Source organism: Kosakonia sp. MUSA4 (genome assembly GCF_013085925.1).
Classification (GTDB): domain Bacteria; phylum Pseudomonadota; class Gammaproteobacteria; order Enterobacterales; family Enterobacteriaceae; genus Kosakonia; species Kosakonia sacchari_B.
The window spans coordinates 4,430,089-4,445,065 of record NZ_CP025697.1 but is presented as its reverse complement, the minus strand read 5'-3'; the positions used below and the strand labels follow the sequence as shown (position 1 = coordinate 4,445,065).

The following is a 14,977-nucleotide window of genomic DNA, read 5'->3' as shown; positions in this document are numbered from 1 at the left end:
AGACTCATCTTTCATTTTAATAACCTCATGTATTATTATAAATTTTTCCTGTGGAGAGGGCCAGCCGAACCATAATCATTTATGATTTTCCAGCTAACTTGATTACCATTGATGGCACCAATATCAAACCAGGTATCTGTAAAAGGAGCTGCGTAGCTTTTATCTTTCAGCTCAATGTCTTTATCATTGATTTTGATAAACATAAAATTTTGATAATACGGAGTGGGATTTGTTACTTTTAATTTATTACCCGTTCTGCTCCAGGTTAATTCCTCAGTGCGGCTCTCTGGCGTTTCTTTTTTTAAAGCGGCGGGGCGATAAATAAGTTTCAACCGATTGCGGATTGCAATCTGCAACGTATTACTGTCCGGCATGCCGCCGGGAATAGATTTTGCGTTAAGGAAAAAGAGTGATTCCCGGTCGCCAGGGAGTTCTTTTACCAATTTAAAAATGCGTAATGCATTTTTTTTATCACCATCAAGACGGAATAATGGCGGAGTAACTAAAAAATCCCCGGTTTTCACTCCGTCCTTATTTTCAATCCAGGATTGAATGAGATAAGGCACTGAACCTTTATTTTCGATGTCGATGGAGACTTCTTTTTTCCCTTCTTCATAAATAATGCGCGTGCCGCCAAGCACCACGCCAGCCTGTGCCGAAGCGCAGCAAAAAATAAGGGAAAATGCATATGCAGATATTTTTAACATGGCTAACATCTTTTGAAAAAGAGGCCTGTCCCCTCGGGGGAACAGGCCAAAGGTGATTAGTAGTTAACGGTAAAGGTCGCAACAGAGTTTGCCGGACCGGTGGTTACCGTATTTTGAGTCTGGATGTATTTGGCGTAGAACGGCAGGGAGTTGGTGCTGCCTGCGCCAGTGTTGGTAATGGTGTACGGTGCGGAAGCTTTAGCCAGCTGGATTACATTACGATCTTTATCGTACAGCTGGATGCCAACGCCGGTAGCGGAGTTAGCACCTGCGGTCAGAGCAAGAACAGTGTCGTCGCCATTTTCGTTCTGGCCGTCAAACTTGAAGGTTACAGAAGTTACGGTAGACGGGCAGTCATCCATTTCGATGGTGAAACCGGTGCTGCTTGCAGAACCGTCAACAGTTGAACCAACACCTTTAAAGGAAGTTTTTACAACTTTACCCATATCAACGTCGCCAGTCGTAGCGCTGGAACCGTTAACAGAAGTGTTGCAGCCTGCATCGGTAATTTCACCGGTAAAGTTAATTGTACCGTCTGCTGCACTTACAGAAGAAATAGAAGATAATGCCAGTACGACAAATGATGCCAGTGCGGTAGTTTTCAGATTTTTCATAACATAGTCCTTGTTTAATAAAGATGACGAATCTAATGATTATCATCAGGTATATAAAAGATATATTTGTGTAGCGCGTCAGAGGTAATCGCAGGCTGTTTTATCATTTTTATTGCCGCAGTTTTTTATACGGTATTATGATTTGCAGCTACGACTTTTACATTACGCAGAATCATCTCGTGATTGCAGTGAGAATTCTATATGCAGTTTTTTATATTGCAAAGATGTGTTTTCTTAGTTGCTCTCTTTTTAAGAAAATTATTATTTTGCTATACCTATCTGTATTGCCTCTTATATAAAAAAGACCTTCTTTTTCAGTAGGTAGGTTAAGTCGTGGCGGGCGTGCGCAGGAATTTTAATGTGTGTTATGTATGTTTATTTAAGGCCATTTAATAACAACTTACGGACTAAATGTTTTTTATTTGTTTGTTGTGAATAATGGAATTATTGGGCGGGCAAATATTGGTGTGGCAAGTTATAGGGTGTGTCAGCAGATAATTAATTCTGTTGGGGGGCGATTGCTCACTGCTTGTTAAAAAGGCAGGTAATAACGTGCGTGCGATAACTGAAAAAGTGACAGGTTTAGCTTGATGACATTTTATAGAAGGGAGGCTGGACGAATGGCAAGCATCCGATAAGTATTTTCATAACGGATGCTTGAGTTCTTTTCCATATTATTGGCCGATGCGAACAATACATAACCACGTTATGGACAGGAAAAATAAGAACAGATAGCGCGTTTATCAATGATGATCTAGAGCTTTTTAACCACGCGATGAAAAAGAATGCAACAGAGTAACGATAAGAATACGGTAAGAAATAACAGCGACATGAAATCAGGCGCCATTTCGTTCAGAGCGTAACCCTTCAGCATAATCCCTCTGACAAGGCGTAAAAAATAGGTGAGCGGAAGTACTGAACCCAACAGTTGCGACCAGAAAGGCATGCCATAGAACGTATTCATGAAACCGGAAAGCATGGTCGATAATAAAAAGTAAAACGAAGCCAGTTGCATCACCTGGAGCTGACTCTTCGTGATCGTAGAAAATATGACGCCGATTGCCAGGCAGAGAATGATGAAAATCGTTAGCAGAAATGCCAGCGAAATAAACGATCCCATGACCGGAACGTCCATGACGTAAACCGCCATCATAACGATAAACGCAGCCTGTAACAGACCAACACAAAAATAGGGGAAAACCTTACCCAGCATGATTTCCCATGCGGTGACTGGCGAATTGATGATATGCATGATGGAGTCTTTCTCTCTTTCACGGATGATAGAAAGACTGGTCATCAGAATCAGGATCATGGAAAGTATGACCCCTGCAAGCCCAGGTACGATATTTAGGCGGGTTATTCCCTCCGGGTTATAGAGTTTATGCACTATAACATCGACCAGTTGTGTGCTCTCTTTTTGCAGGCCCGGTAAGTTTTTCGTATCGTGTCTGAACACATCATTAAGCAGTGTTGTCAGTGCCTGTGTAGCATTTGCCGTCGCCGCGGGATCGCTGGCATCGGTCTGGACTAACAGTTGCGGCTTCCTGGCGGCGATGAGATCTCTGGAAAAGCCGGCTGGAATAATGACCACCAGCTGCACTGCGCCTTCACGGAAAAGCTTATCGGCCTCTTGCTCACTGGTAACCCGCTGGATAGCAAAATAATCCGTATTGGTCATCCCGGTTACCAGCGTACGGCTAAAGGATGAGACATCGTGATCGATCAGCGCAGTGCGTACAAATTTAGGGTCAGTGTTTACCGAAAAACCAATAATACAGAGGTTGAGCAAAGGAATCGCAAAGATCATCAGCAAGCTGACCTTGTCGCGGCGTAGCTCAAAGATCTCTTTCACGATAATTGCCATGACGCGCTCGTATATCAATTTTAATCTATTCATATTGGTACAGCCTGTTTCATCAAATGCGCGAACGAATCTTCAAGTGTGGTGGCGGTTTTTTCAACGTGGTAGTTATCGGGCAAGGCGCCAACAATAGTATTAAGTGTGTTGCTCTGTTTGCTGGTAACAAACAGTGTGTTGCTGAAGATCACGGTTTGTTCGATCTCGTCGATATCGCTGAAGCGGTATTCCAGATCGTGCAGATTCGGACCTTTAATAGCGAATGTAGTCAGCCCCTGGGATTGAATAATGCTTTCAGCAGAACCGGAAGCCAGCAAATTACCATAGGACATCCACGCCAGATGGTTACAGCGTTCAGCCTCGTCCATATAGTGCGTGCTGACCAGAATCGTCATGCCTTTGCTGGAAAGATAATGCAAAATTTTCCAGAATTCCCGGCGGGCATACGGATCGACACCCGCCGTCGGTTCGTCCAGCAATATTATCTTCGGATCGTGCAAGATGCTGGCCGAGAGCGAGACGCGTTGTTTCCAGCCGCCGGATAAATGGTGCGTCAGAACATCCCGAAAGCGCTGAAGAGCAAATTCGTTAATAAGCTCTTCAACGCGTTTTATCGGTTGGGGAATATTCCGTATTTTGGCCAGAAATAGCAGGTTTTCCCGGACCGTAAGATTTTCCCACAGTGAGAAATACTGCGTCATATAACCGATCATCGGTTTAATGGACTCTCGCTGCTTAAAAATATCGAAATCAAAACAGCTACCTGAACCGCTGTCCGGCTTCAGTAGCCCGCACATCATGCGCATTGCTGTTGTTTTCCCGCTGCCATTTGGCCCGAGAAAACCGGTGATTTTACCGGTAGGGATATTCAGCGTGAGATCTTTCACGACATGCTTGGTCCCGAATGACTTATTCACGTTCTGAAGTTTGATGCAATAATCCATCATAATATGACCTCGACGGGCTGACCAGGATGGAGCTTTTCTCCCGGTTCGATCGGCATCGCTTCGATCATAAAGACCATTCGCTCTTTGTGCGCAGAGGTGAAAATAACCGGTGGCGTGAATTCAGCTTTGGGCGAAATATAGGTCACTTTTGCCGCCATTGGCTCTTCACGGCCTTCGATTTTGACTGCGATTTGCATACCCTGCGTGATTTTATAAAGCTGCGGGTTGCGGACAAAAAAACGGATTTTAATGGTCTCTTCCGGCAGTAATGAGATGAGCGGCGCACCAGGCGAGGCCACTTCGCCAGTGTGATACATAATGTCGTAAACTTTGGCGCTACCGGCGCTGCGTAAAATGCGTTTGTTCAGCGCGATTTGGCTCTGTTTGACCTGCAATAAAGAACTTTCCACTCTGGCCTTTTGAGCCTCAATTTGATCGGTGCGCGAAGGCAGGGATTTATTTTTCAGTTGTGAGGTCAATTCCTGCACTCTGTCCCATTTCATTTTGTTATCTGCTTCGGACTGCTCAAGTTCCTGCTCGGACACGTAGCCTTTGGATTGCAGCTTCTGGTAGCGGCCAAATTTCGAGCGGGACACTTCGGCGTCATGCTGCGCCTGTGAGAGCTGCGCTTTCAGAATATCCAGTTCGGCATCGCGACCGCCTTTGCCCAGATCGGCCAGAGTCGAGGCCTCGCTTGCATGCGTTTGATTCGCTATTTCGACCTGTTTTTTTTCATAATCATCATCCAGAACAATCAAAGTTTGTCCTGCGGCAACATGCTGGCCACGCTTAACCATCACTTTTGAAATCAGCGCGGAACTTTCAGTCGAGATATAGACGAACTCACCTTCAATATACCCTTGCAGATTTTTTTTATTTTCATCACGGCAACCGGTGATAAAAACCAATGCCATACAATATATGGCGGTCATTTTATGAGAAAAGAGTTTCATGGCATTAATTATTTCATAAATTCAGTAAATGTTAGGTGTATTATTCAGACTGGTAATGTTATTCGATTTTTATCAGATGCTGCTGACCAGTCTGAGTTATTCATCGTTTCAATTAACATAGATTCCGAATCAAGGCCGGGAGCGTGAGCGCCGATATTCAATAAGATTGAGCGACTCTGCGTTCCATCAATCCGTAACGAAGGTTGTTCGTGGGAACATAAAACCCCAGGTTGTCAGCGAAACCATCATCAGTATTATTGTCATTCTTTGTTAACATTATCAGTGTGTTATAAAATAATGCGCTGTTTCTTCTTCTCCGTGGTCTTTGTAACTGAATACTCCCACAAATATCTTCCTTGTCAAATGTCAATAGGGACAAGCTCTGTTTTTGACATCCATAAAAACAGAGTAGGTAACAATTTAGCTGTTGCAATACCAGGATGATATTACAGGCAGAGTAACGAGATCAATTAAATTAAACCTCATCCACAGCATTTGCAGATGGTTTTTAATGATGCGCAGATGTTTATTGTAACGTTTTTTCTATCATGATTTTATATAGTTACGAATATTTTACAAATCTAAACTAATATGATTTTTTAAATGGTTCTTAATTGTTTGTCTGTAATTGATGATGATGTTTTAAGAACTAATAATTAAGATTTTTTCCGAGAAAATGAATAGGTAATAAATACGAATACGTTGTTGACGCCTTTCTCTCTATCCTGTCATCAGTCCATCGCCGATCGCAGGTTTTTAATGCTTTATCGAAACAAGGGGCGGCTGAGAGCATCTGGCGTACACTTGTAAAAAAGTTGTATTAGATTAAGCGTATTTATAACCACCAGACGATGCCGATTTGAGCGTGATAAGCAGAGCATCTGTCACCGGGTTGATTGCCGGTGGTATTGTTTTTCATCCTTATTATAAAGATGCAAGGGCAGTTAAAGATCACCTGGAGGAAGTTCATGATTTCTGAAAATCCTAAAGTGGCCCTCATTGGGCCGGGGGCCATCGGAACGACGGTTGTCGCGGCCCTGCACGAATCAGGTCGAACTCCTGTAATTTGTGGACGTACACCGCATCCGCAGCTCGAATTACGTTTTGACGAGGGGCGCATTATTGTACCGGGCCCGGTGTTGACCGAGCCTGCCGAAATCAAACAGCCGTTTGATCTGGTGTTTGTCGCAGTGAAAACAACGCAACTGGACGCCACAGCGGCCTGGCTGAATGTTTTGTGCGACGAGCATACGGTGGTCTGCGTATTACAAAATGGTGTTGAGCAGAAAATACAATTCGCCGCTTATGTTGCAGGTGCGACGGTTCTGCCATCAGTGGTATGGTTCCCCGCACAGCGTGAACCCGATTCCTCTGTCTGGCTGCGCGCTAAGCCGCGTCTGACATTGCCGGATACGCCAGCAGCCCAACGTGTGGTCGAGGTATTGCAGGGCACGCGCTGTGAAGTCGATCTTGCTGCTGATTTCACCTCTATTGCATGGCGCAAATTGTTGCAGAATGCGGTTGCGGGCTTGATGGTGCTGTCAGGGCGTCGCGCCGGAATGTTTTCACGCTCCGATATTACAGATGTGGCATTAGCTTATTTGCGCGAATGCCTTGCGGTGGCGCGTGCGGAAGGTGCGGTATTAAGTGATGACGTGCCGCAGGAGATCGTTGATGTTTTTCATCGTGCACCGGCGGATCTGGGTACCTCTATTCTCGCCGATCGCCAGGCCGGACGAGTGCTTGAATGGGATATCCGTAACGGCGTTATACAGCGGTACGGGCGTAAGCGGGGTATTCCAACGCCGTTAAGCGATCTGATTGTGCCGCTGCTTGCTGCGGCCAGCGACGGGCCCGGTTGATAAAAGTCGCGTATATAAAGGAGGAACGATGGCGCATTCTGCACCGACCCTGCATATCCTGTGCGGCAAAATTGCGTCCGGTAAATCGACGCTTGCCGCTGAACTGGCAAAAACACCGGGCACTGTGCTCTTAAGTGAAGATCGCTGGCTGGCGTTGCTGTTTAAGGATGTGATGAGCAGCGTGGCGGACTATGTTCACTACTCGGAAAAACTCAGGAACGCTATCGGTCCGCATACCGTGGCGTTGCTTAAAGCGGGTGTCAGCGTCGTGCTGGATTTTCCCGCTAATACGCTTGCCAGTCGCCAATGGATGATGTCTTTGATTCACGCTTCAGGCGCGACGCATTGCCTGCACTATTTGCCGGTGGCGGATGAGGAGTGCAAAGCGCGATTGCGACGGAGGAATGCGGCGGGTAACCACGATTTTGCTGCTTCTGATGCACAGTTTGAAGCGATCACCCGTTATTTTGTCGAGCCGGGTGCTGATGAGGGATTTCATATCTTGCGTCACGATATTCACAATCCCGTAACAAGGTTATGATGTCTTCAACGCCCGATAAAAACAGCGGAGGCAATGTCGTGGATAAAGATCTACTGGACGCGGGTTATCGCGTGTATACCGGTGAAAAAATTGATGTTTACTTCAATACGGCCATTTGTAAACACTCAGGAAACTGCGTACGCGGTAATGCGAAGCTTTTTAACCTGAAACGTAAACCGTGGATCATTCCGGACGAAGTGGATGTTGAGACGGTGATCAACGTGATTGATACCTGCCCAAGCGGTGCGCTCAAATACCGCCATAACTGAGTGAGAAAAGATGGAAATACTGGAAGGTCACAACAAATTTTACGTCAACGACGCCCAGGGCGTGCAGGTTGCCGAGATTGTATTTGTGCCGACGGGCGAACATCTCAGTATTATTGAACACACTGATGTTGATCCCAGCCTGAAAGGGCAAGGCGTGGGTAAACAGCTTGTGGCGCGCGTGGTGGAAAAAATGCGGGCCGAGAACCGTAAAATTATTCCACTGTGCCCGTTTGCCAAACACGAGTTTGATAAAACTCGTGAATATGACGACATACGCGCATAAAAATGTGCACCGGTGTTAGCCGGTGCCCACCCTTCATCGTTACCGTCGGTAGCGAATCAGCACGGTCATCACCAGTGCCAGCGCACTTTGCGATGCATAACGTATTCATTGTTAACATTCTCAGGCAAACAAAGCTCCGCGTGCAGCATGCACTACACGATGAAAAAAGTGTGTTTACAATGAGATGTCGTTACATTGGCTGGCCGGATTGGATGTTATTGCTGATAAACGTAGCATGGCGAATGAGAAGGGCGGATTATTTTGGCGGGGACTTCCTTGTTCCCCCAAGTGCAAACGTCAGGCGATAAACAGGCTGAGCAGCAGCACCATGCCTAACCCGATAACTGAGTTAATCAGTTCCAGCAGCCCCCAGGTTTTGAAGGTGTCTTTCATGGAGATGCCAAAGGTTTCTTTAAACAGCAGGAAGCCGCCATCATACATCAGCGTAATGGTATTACTGCCGCAGGCGACGGCCAGGCACATCAACGCGGGATTTAAATGAAAAGCGCTGACCATCGGCGCGACGATCCCTGCAGAGGTAATCGCCGCAACTGCGCCTTGCCCGGTCAGAATGCGGATGATGGCCGTGATGATCCACGCCACGATAAACGGTGACAGCGGGACGTTACTCATAATGTCCACGATATGGTTGCCAACGCCGGAAACCACAATCACCTGCTTCAGGATCCCACCGGCGCTAATAACAAACAGGACGTTGGCAATTTTAGCAATCGCGTCGCTGACGCAATGGGTTACTCCGTCCGGCGTCATGCCACGCTTAATGCCGAGAAACCAGATTGCCGCGAGCGTTGCCAGCAGCATACTGATTTCCGCACTGCCGAAAAAAGTACAGACTTTTACCAGCTGCGAGCCAGCGGGCATCAGGCCTTTTACCAGCGAGGCCACAATCATCAGTACCGCCGGGATCAGCGGGATCAAAATACTGATGCTAAACCGCGGCAGATCCTGTGCTGTTTTTTCCTCCACGGGTTTTAGCAGTGAATTCAGCGGAATCGTTTTGATTCCCGGTAAATATTTCGGCAATAAAATACCTGCACAAAACAGCGCCGGAATAATGACCAGGATGCCATACAGATAGACCTGCACAATATCGGCATTAAACGCGCTGATCAGCGCGACCGGCCCTGGCTGCGGTGGGAACAAACTGTGCCCCATGGTTGCGCCGACCACCGTTGGCACGACCAGTTTCATATAGGGAATATGGGCTTTTTTGGCGATGTTCAAAACCAGCGGCATGGCAATCAGGAAGGCGACTTCATAAAACATGGCGATGCCGAAAATCACGCCAATAAACATTAAACCGACGGTGAGAAGACGTGTGCCGCAGTGCTCAATAACGCTATCGGCAATCCTCTGGCTGGCGCCGGATTCGGTCATAAATTTACCGATAATCGCGCCGAATAAAATAATGAGTGCAAGATGGCCGAGAATACTGCCCAGACCGTCCTGAACGACAGACACAATTTTATCGAGTGGAATGCCTTCCATGATTGCGACAAATATACCTGCAATCAGCAGCGCGAAAATATTATGAAATTTGTATTTCAGGTTCATCAAAACCAAAAGTGCAATACCTACCAGCACCCAGAATAAGGCTAACAGCGGGGACATAGAGAATACCTTACGGATTGGCTATCAAGAAAAGCCGGTGGAACCACCGGCCCGAATAAAATTAGTTTTGTTTTTCGAGTGCTTCCCAAAGTCCGTGTAAATAGGTTACGCCGAGCGCCCGATCGTAAAGACCGTAACCTGGACGGCCGGTTTCGCCCCAGATGAAACGCCCGTGATCCGGACGGATGTAACCGTCGAACCCGTTGTCATGCAAGGCTTTCATGACTTCGTACATATCCAGTGAACCGTAGCGGGATAAGTGCGCGGATTCATAGAAATCTTTATCTTTAATCAGTTTGATATTGCGCACGTGCGCAAAGTGAATACGTTTACGGCGTGTAAATTCGGCCAGGATTTGGCACACATTATTATCCGGATCCTCGGCGATCGAACCGGTACATAAGGTAATACCGTTGGCTTCAGAATCGACTGCATTACAAATCCAGTCGAGATCGTCACGATTTTTAACGATACGCGGCAGGCCAAAAATAGAATACGGCGGATCGTCCGGGTGAATCGCCATTTTAATACCGACTTCTTCACAGACCGGAATAACGCGCTCAAGGAAGTAAACCAGGTTTTCACGTAATTTTTTATCGTCGACATCTTTATATTTGGCAAACAGCTCTTGTACTTTTGCCAGTCGTTCGGGTTCCCAGCCCGGAAGCGCAAAGCCGTTGGAATTTTCCAGCACCTCTTTAACCACTTCATCCAGCGTTTTATCGATGCCTTTCTTTTCGAACGCCATCGTCAGCGAGCCGTCCGGCAGCACGTAATTCATCTCGGTCTTCATCCAGTCAAAAACCGGCATAAAGTTGTAGCAGATGACTTTTACCCCAACTTCTGCAAGGTTGCGGATGGTTTGCTGGTAATTGGCAATTAGCCGATCGCGGCTAGGGAGACCGATCTTAATATCGTCATGAATATTAACACTTTCAATGACTTCCATCTTAAGGCCGGCATCATGGACTTGCCCGGCCAGCGCGTTGATTTTCTCTTTTGGCCATACTTCACCTACCGGCACATCGTACAACGCACCTACCACCCCTTCGACGCCCGGTACCTGGCGGATGTATTCCAGCGGGATTTTGTCTTCAACTGGTCCAAACCAGCGCATTGTCATTTGCATGCTCATTGCCACCTCTAAAAGAAAACATTCAACTGCCATACTAGTATTTATAGTAGCGTTTGCCTGTGCCTGTTTTTGCGATCGGCTTCACACATAAGCCGTTTGGTTTGCGGTTGTCGGCAGGAGAGTTTCCGAGGTGTTTGGTTATGCGGGTGAAATAAGGCGCTGACAAATTTTTTAAAATTAACGCTTGCGTAATAAGGGCAACCATGAGTTAATGCGTCGTCGGTTTGATAAATCATTATCTCCAGCAGTTCACTAAAGTCTTTCTCATCTCTAAGTACCTCCTTGCTACTTCTTTTTGGGTCTTCGCTTTACACTCTGATAAAAATAATGTCTCAGACCATTACTGCCGCATTCGGCGAACAAAATAGAAGGTAACAAGCATGTCTACTAAAATGAACGGTATCGTTAAATGGTTCAACGCTGAGAAAGGCTTCGGTTTCATTACTCCGAAAGATGGCAGCAAAGATGTATTCGTACATTTCTCTGCTATCCAGAGCAATGCGTACCGTACTCTTGAAGAAAATCAAGAGGTTGAGTTTACTATCGAAAACGGCCCGAAAGGTCCGGCTGCGGCCAACGTGGTTCCGCGCTAAGGATTTACCATTACGAATCGTATCCATTTTCGCTGCCCGTGCTGCCACGGGTCGCAATACCGAATTTCCAGTTTTGATGTCACTGAGAAAAACCCGGTCGGTGCTAAATGTATTTTTTGCAAATCTGCAATGAACACATTTGATAATATCGCTGCGTTTATCCAGTCTGGTTCGAATACTGTCGAATTCCGTAAATAAAAAAAAGCAGGTCAGATTTCTGATCTGCTTTTTTTATTCTGCATTATTCCGCCATTAACATAATCATTTTGATCGCGCGATTACTGGTTAATTGCCAGGTTATCTGCCGGAAGTGCAACTCCCCCTGCTGCGGATGATGAAAAACGCGTTCTCCGCCTTCGCGCACCACCACCTGCTGGCGCGACCAGAAGGTGCGAAACAGTTCGCTGTCATTACTCAGACTCTGCACGAAATGATTCAATCCCTGATCGTGCGGATAGTGCATCGCATCGGCACGCAATTCCGCGACAATCCGGCTGGCGCGCGTCTCCCAGTCAACCACCAGCGTTTGCGCAAGGGGATGACGAAACATAAAACTCATCATATTCGGCTGGGCATCCTTATCCAGCCAGCCGCTAAATAGTGCTTCAGCAGGCGTATTCCACGCCACCATATTCCAGGTGACATCCAGCAAATAACAGGGGCACTGCACCTGATTCACCGTCGCCAGCACCGATTCTTCCACGGTAATGACATGCTCTTCCTGCGGATCGTTTTGCAGCGCCAGGTGGAACAGATACTTCCGCTCCGCCTGCGTCATTTTTAATACGCCGGCAATATTCGACAAGGTTTGCGGCGACACGACAATGTCGCGTCCCTGCTCAATCCACGTATACCAGGTGGTGCTGATACCGCTGAGCTGCGCCACTTCTTCCCGGCGTAATCCGCAGGTGCGCCGCCGACCTTGCGCAGGCAGGCCAATATCGGCCGGCGCGGTTTTTTCCCGCTGTGCACGTAAAAAAGCGCCGAGAGTTTTTGGCCCGGCAAAGAGCGTATTTTCCATGGTGGTACTCATTAATACCAGTATAAGTAGCCATATTGTACCCCTATAAAGAGGCTCGTATAGTCGGCAAAGAGCAAATTTTTGTCGTGCGAAAAAAGGAAAAAGAGAATGGCGGTCAATCATCATGAATTAACGAAGCAACAGTTTGGCGACCAGGCGCAGGCCTATCTCACCAGCCAGGTTCATGCGCAGGGCGCAGATTTGGTGCGGCTGGCAGAGTGGCTCAGTGAAAATCCTGCTGCCGCGGTGCTGGATCTGGGCTGCGGCGCCGGGCACGCCAGTTTTGTCGCGGCTGGCGTCGCCCGTGAAGTGACAGCTTACGATCTGTCGGAAAAAATGCTCGACGTGGTTCGTCAGGCGGCCCGCGATCGTCAACTGAGCAATATCAGCACGGTGCATGGCGCGGCCGAACAGTTGCCCTTTGCCGATGGCGCGTTTGATGTGGTGATCAGCCGTTACTCTGCCCATCACTGGCACGATGTTGCGCTGGCGCTGCGTGAGGTGAAACGTGTGCTGAAGCCGGGCGGTAAATTTATCTTAATGGATATCGCCTCGCCGGGCCGTCCGGTGCTGGATATCTGGCTGCAAACCATCGAAGTGCTGCGCGATCCGTCTCATGTGCGCAATTACTCGGCGGCGGAGTGGCTGCAAATGACGCAGCAGAGCGGGATGACGGTCGATAAGCTGTTAACCGATCGCCTGGTGCTGGAATACAGTTCGTGGGTTGAACGCATGAAAACGCCGGAAGTATTGCGCGAGGCAATTCGCTTTCTGCAACAGCAAACGTCGGAAGAGGTGAAGCAGCACTTCCTGATTGGCGAAGATGGCTCGTTTACTTCGGACACCATCATGTTCCAGACTCAGGCCTGACAATCTGCGCCCACGGTAAGTGGGCGCACACTTTCCTCAGCCCAGCGCCTCACCGATGACTTCGCGAATGCGTTGCGCGATGTAACCGGCATGGGTTTCCAGCGCGAAGTGGCCGGTATCGAGCAGTTCGACCACCGCATTGGGGTTATCGCGTTTCCAGGCTTCAGCCCCTGGCGGAATAAAGAACGGATCGTGTTTGCCCCAGATGATCAGCGCTGGCGGCTGCCTGGTGCGGAAGAAAGCCTGAAATTCCGGGTAACGTTTCAGGTTATTGGCGTAATCCAGAAACAGATCCAGTTGGATTGCCTTATTGCCGGGCCGCTCCATCAACAGGGCATCCAGTTGATAACCTTCCGGCGCAACCAGCGCAGGATCGCTAACGCCGTGCAGATACTGCCATTTCGTGCCTTCTAAATGCAAAATCGCATCATTCACCGCCTGGCGGTTTTCGGCGCTGGGCGCATCCCAGTAAGCGCGTACTGGCGCCCATGCATCCCCTAATCCTTCCAGATAAGCGTTACCGTTTTGCGAAATGAGCCCGCTGATGCGTTCAGGGTAATGCAGCGCCAGGCGCAGACCGGTCGGCGCGCCGTAATCAAAGACATACATCGCAAAACGTTGCAGATCCAGCGCATCGACAAAAGCCACCATCGTCGCCGCCAGCGCATCAAAACGGTAAACATAATTCCGTTCAGCGGGCACTTCCGTAAAACCGAAACCTGGCAGATCCGGAGCGATGATGTGGAACCGATCCGCCAGCAGCGGGATCAGCTCTCGATACTGGTGTGATGAGCTGGGAAAACCATGCAGCAGCAAAAGCACCGGGTTACCCGGCGTACCTGCTTCACGGTAGAAAACCCGGACGCCATCGGCGTCAATGAACTGATAACGAACAGGGAAATGCGTGTTGCCAGCCATATCAATACCTCGCTTGAAACCGTTAAAGTAATATTTAAGTGGTTACGCCGGGATTGAGTATGGTGGATTAATGTAACTGTGTAAAATTAATTTTATCGGTTACAATGATGAGATGAATACCTCACCGGAGTCGCAAAATGGCAGCACCCTCGACAACAGGCGCCGAAGGCCCGTGGTTTATCGCCGAGCAAGGCGCGCTGGATTTTATCAATACGCAGGCCTGGGCGGAGCAAGGCACGCACGACTTTTGGCAGTCCGATGAGGATGTCAAAAACTGGCTGCAACAGAGCGGGCAGGGAAAACTGCCAGAGAGCTTTGTCGCTAAACCGGGAGAGCTGCTGGCTGAAGCGCGTAAGTTGCGCGCGTTGATCCTGCAACTGGTAGCAGAGAAAAAAAGCGGCCATACGCCGTCGCTGGCGCAGCTTAATGATTACCTGGCGCAGGCGCAGAGCTATTTGCAGGTAAATACAGACGCTGAAGGCGCGTTACAGATCCAGCGTCTGTATCAACGGGATACGCCGCTGCGGGCGCTGGTGCCGGTGGCCGAGCAGGCGGCAGAGTTACTTGCCCACGGGCAATTTGAGTATGTTCGCCAGTGTGAGCATCCGGAGTGCATACTCTGGTTTTACGACCGCACCAAGGCGCATCGCCGCCGCTGGTGCAGCATGGCGCTGTGCGGTAATCGAGCGAAAGTAGCCCGTTTTCGCGCTAAAAGCTGAGCGCCAGCCGGAAAATTTTTCATCAGCAATTGTGATCCGCAACCGCGCTGATATT

The 14,977-nt window shown here is 48.3% G+C and carries 17 protein-coding genes; 8 read left to right on the top strand and 9 right to left on the bottom strand.

Annotation, left to right across the window (positions count from 1 at the left end):
• Positions 1 to 35: 35 nt before the first annotated feature.
• The 5 genes from C0557_RS20940 to C0557_RS20920 form a co-directional block, all read right to left on the bottom strand.
• Positions 36 to 707: a molecular chaperone gene (locus tag C0557_RS20940; RefSeq protein WP_371813215.1), complete on the bottom strand. Its 672-nt coding sequence runs from the start codon at positions 705 to 707 to the stop codon at positions 36 to 38.
• A gap of 56 nt (positions 708 to 763) precedes the next feature.
• Complete coding sequence (locus C0557_RS20935) at positions 764 to 1,321, bottom strand: fimbrial protein (RefSeq protein ID WP_074772938.1); 558 nt, start codon at positions 1,319 to 1,321, stop codon at positions 764 to 766.
• A 754-nt stretch (positions 1,322 to 2,075) separates the two neighbouring features.
• Positions 2,076 to 3,185: an ABC transporter permease gene (locus tag C0557_RS20930; protein ID WP_208660716.1), complete on the bottom strand. Its 1,110-nt coding sequence runs from the start codon at positions 3,183 to 3,185 to the stop codon at positions 2,076 to 2,078.
• 29 nt (positions 3,186 to 3,214) lie between these two features.
• Positions 3,215 to 4,126 carry an ABC transporter ATP-binding protein gene (locus tag C0557_RS20925; protein WP_064563857.1) on the bottom strand — a complete coding sequence of 304 codons (912 nt, stop codon included), beginning with the start codon at positions 4,124 to 4,126 and terminating at the stop codon, positions 3,215 to 3,217.
• Positions 4,123 to 5,040, bottom strand: a complete 918-nt coding sequence (locus C0557_RS20920) for an HlyD family secretion protein (protein ID WP_208660714.1) — start codon at positions 5,038 to 5,040, stop codon at positions 4,123 to 4,125. Before C0557_RS20920 ends, C0557_RS20925 begins: the two co-directional genes overlap by 4 nt.
• Positions 5,041 to 6,047: 1,007 nt before the next feature.
• On the opposite strand from C0557_RS20920, the gene C0557_RS20915 reads away from it, so the two are divergent.
• From C0557_RS20915 to C0557_RS20900, 4 genes are read left to right on the top strand one after another with little or no spacing between them, the layout of a single operon-like run.
• A complete protein-coding gene (locus tag C0557_RS20915) occupies positions 6,048 to 6,941 on the top strand; it encodes an oxidoreductase (protein ID WP_371813214.1) in 894 nt (297 codons plus the stop codon).
• 28 nt (positions 6,942 to 6,969) lie between these two features.
• Positions 6,970 to 7,482, top strand: a complete 513-nt coding sequence (locus C0557_RS20910) for an ATP-binding protein (RefSeq protein ID WP_208660712.1) — start codon at positions 6,970 to 6,972, stop codon at positions 7,480 to 7,482.
• Positions 7,483 to 7,520: 38 nt separating this feature from the next.
• A complete protein-coding gene (yjdI, locus tag C0557_RS20905) occupies positions 7,521 to 7,751 on the top strand; it encodes a 4Fe-4S mono-cluster protein YjdI (RefSeq protein ID WP_007370286.1) in 231 nt (76 codons plus the stop codon).
• A gap of 10 nt (positions 7,752 to 7,761) precedes the next feature.
• Complete coding sequence (locus C0557_RS20900) at positions 7,762 to 8,034, top strand: GNAT family N-acetyltransferase (protein ID WP_043956696.1); 273 nt, start codon at positions 7,762 to 7,764, stop codon at positions 8,032 to 8,034.
• Between the two features lie 297 nt (positions 8,035 to 8,331).
• Here C0557_RS20900 and C0557_RS20895 read toward each other — a convergent pair whose 3' ends face one another.
• The gene (locus C0557_RS20895; RefSeq protein WP_208660710.1) at positions 8,332 to 9,666 is read right to left on the bottom strand and encodes a gluconate:H+ symporter; all 1,335 of its coding nucleotides are present in this window, start codon (positions 9,664 to 9,666) and stop codon (positions 8,332 to 8,334) included.
• Between the two features lie 61 nt (positions 9,667 to 9,727).
• The gene (gene uxuA, locus C0557_RS20890) at positions 9,728 to 10,795 is read right to left on the bottom strand and encodes a mannonate dehydratase (protein WP_208660708.1); all 1,068 of its coding nucleotides are present in this window, start codon (positions 10,793 to 10,795) and stop codon (positions 9,728 to 9,730) included.
• 386 nt (positions 10,796 to 11,181) lie between these two features.
• On the opposite strand from uxuA, the gene cspA reads away from it, so the two are divergent.
• Positions 11,182 to 11,394 (top strand): RNA chaperone/antiterminator CspA, encoded by a 213-nt coding sequence (cspA, locus tag C0557_RS20885; protein ID WP_035887590.1) that lies wholly within the window; start codon positions 11,182 to 11,184, stop codon positions 11,392 to 11,394.
• Positions 11,395 to 11,403: 9 nt separating this feature from the next.
• A complete protein-coding gene (locus tag C0557_RS27515; RefSeq protein ID WP_074774097.1) occupies positions 11,404 to 11,592 on the top strand; it encodes a cold-shock protein in 189 nt (62 codons plus the stop codon).
• Between the two features lie 43 nt (positions 11,593 to 11,635).
• Here the strand turns inward: C0557_RS27515 and C0557_RS20880 are convergent, their stop codons facing one another.
• On the bottom strand, positions 11,636 to 12,415 hold the full coding sequence (locus C0557_RS20880) for a helix-turn-helix transcriptional regulator (protein ID WP_208660706.1): 780 nt from the start codon (positions 12,413 to 12,415) through the stop codon (positions 11,636 to 11,638).
• A gap of 108 nt (positions 12,416 to 12,523) precedes the next feature.
• Here C0557_RS20880 and C0557_RS20875 point away from each other — a divergent pair, with 108 nt between their 5' ends.
• Entirely contained in the window at positions 12,524 to 13,285 is a 762-nt protein-coding gene (locus C0557_RS20875; RefSeq protein ID WP_208660704.1) for a class I SAM-dependent methyltransferase, read from the top strand.
• A 36-nt stretch (positions 13,286 to 13,321) separates the two neighbouring features.
• Here C0557_RS20875 and C0557_RS20870 read toward each other — a convergent pair whose 3' ends face one another.
• Entirely contained in the window at positions 13,322 to 14,203 is an 882-nt protein-coding gene (locus tag C0557_RS20870; RefSeq protein ID WP_208660702.1) for an alpha/beta fold hydrolase, read from the bottom strand.
• Positions 14,204 to 14,340: 137 nt separating this feature from the next.
• On the opposite strand from C0557_RS20870, the gene C0557_RS20865 reads away from it, so the two are divergent.
• A complete protein-coding gene (locus C0557_RS20865; protein WP_208660700.1) occupies positions 14,341 to 14,922 on the top strand; it encodes a CGNR zinc finger domain-containing protein in 582 nt (193 codons plus the stop codon).
• The last annotated feature ends 55 nt before the right edge of the window (positions 14,923 to 14,977 follow it).

Bases quoted from the DNA above. Each gene is read 5' to 3' on its own strand.
- C0557_RS20865 (WP_208660700.1), top strand. From the start codon at position 14,341: ATGGCAGCACCCTCGACAACAGGCGCCGAAGGCCCGTGGTTTATCGCC.
- C0557_RS20875 (WP_208660704.1), top strand. From the start codon at position 12,524: ATGGCGGTCAATCATCATGAATTAACGAAGCAACAGTTTGGCGACCAG.
- C0557_RS20915 (WP_371813214.1), top strand. From the start codon at position 6,048: ATGATTTCTGAAAATCCTAAAGTGGCCCTCATTGGGCCGGGGGCCATC.
- C0557_RS20920 (WP_208660714.1), bottom strand. From the start codon at position 5,040: ATGGCATTGGTTTTTATCACCGGTTGCCGTGATGAAAATAAAAAAAAT.
- C0557_RS20940 (WP_371813215.1), bottom strand. From the start codon at position 707: ATGTTAAAAATATCTGCATATGCATTTTCCCTTATTTTTTGCTGCGCT.
- C0557_RS20925 (WP_064563857.1), bottom strand. From the start codon at position 4,126: ATGATGGATTATTGCATCAAACTTCAGAACGTGAATAAGTCATTCGGG.
- C0557_RS20935 (WP_074772938.1), bottom strand. From the start codon at position 1,321: ATGAAAAATCTGAAAACTACCGCACTGGCATCATTTGTCGTACTGGCA.
- C0557_RS20910 (WP_208660712.1), top strand. From the start codon at position 6,970: ATGGCGCATTCTGCACCGACCCTGCATATCCTGTGCGGCAAAATTGCG.
- C0557_RS20895 (WP_208660710.1), bottom strand. From the start codon at position 9,666: ATGTCCCCGCTGTTAGCCTTATTCTGGGTGCTGGTAGGTATTGCACTT.
- cspA (WP_035887590.1), top strand. From the start codon at position 11,182: ATGTCTACTAAAATGAACGGTATCGTTAAATGGTTCAACGCTGAGAAA.
- uxuA (WP_208660708.1), bottom strand. From the start codon at position 10,795: ATGCAAATGACAATGCGCTGGTTTGGACCAGTTGAAGACAAAATCCCG.
- C0557_RS20880 (WP_208660706.1), bottom strand. From the start codon at position 12,415: ATGGAAAATACGCTCTTTGCCGGGCCAAAAACTCTCGGCGCTTTTTTA.
- C0557_RS20900 (WP_043956696.1), top strand. From the start codon at position 7,762: ATGGAAATACTGGAAGGTCACAACAAATTTTACGTCAACGACGCCCAG.
- C0557_RS20930 (WP_208660716.1), bottom strand. From the start codon at position 3,185: ATGGCAATTATCGTGAAAGAGATCTTTGAGCTACGCCGCGACAAGGTC.
- C0557_RS20870 (WP_208660702.1), bottom strand. From the start codon at position 14,203: ATGGCTGGCAACACGCATTTCCCTGTTCGTTATCAGTTCATTGACGCC.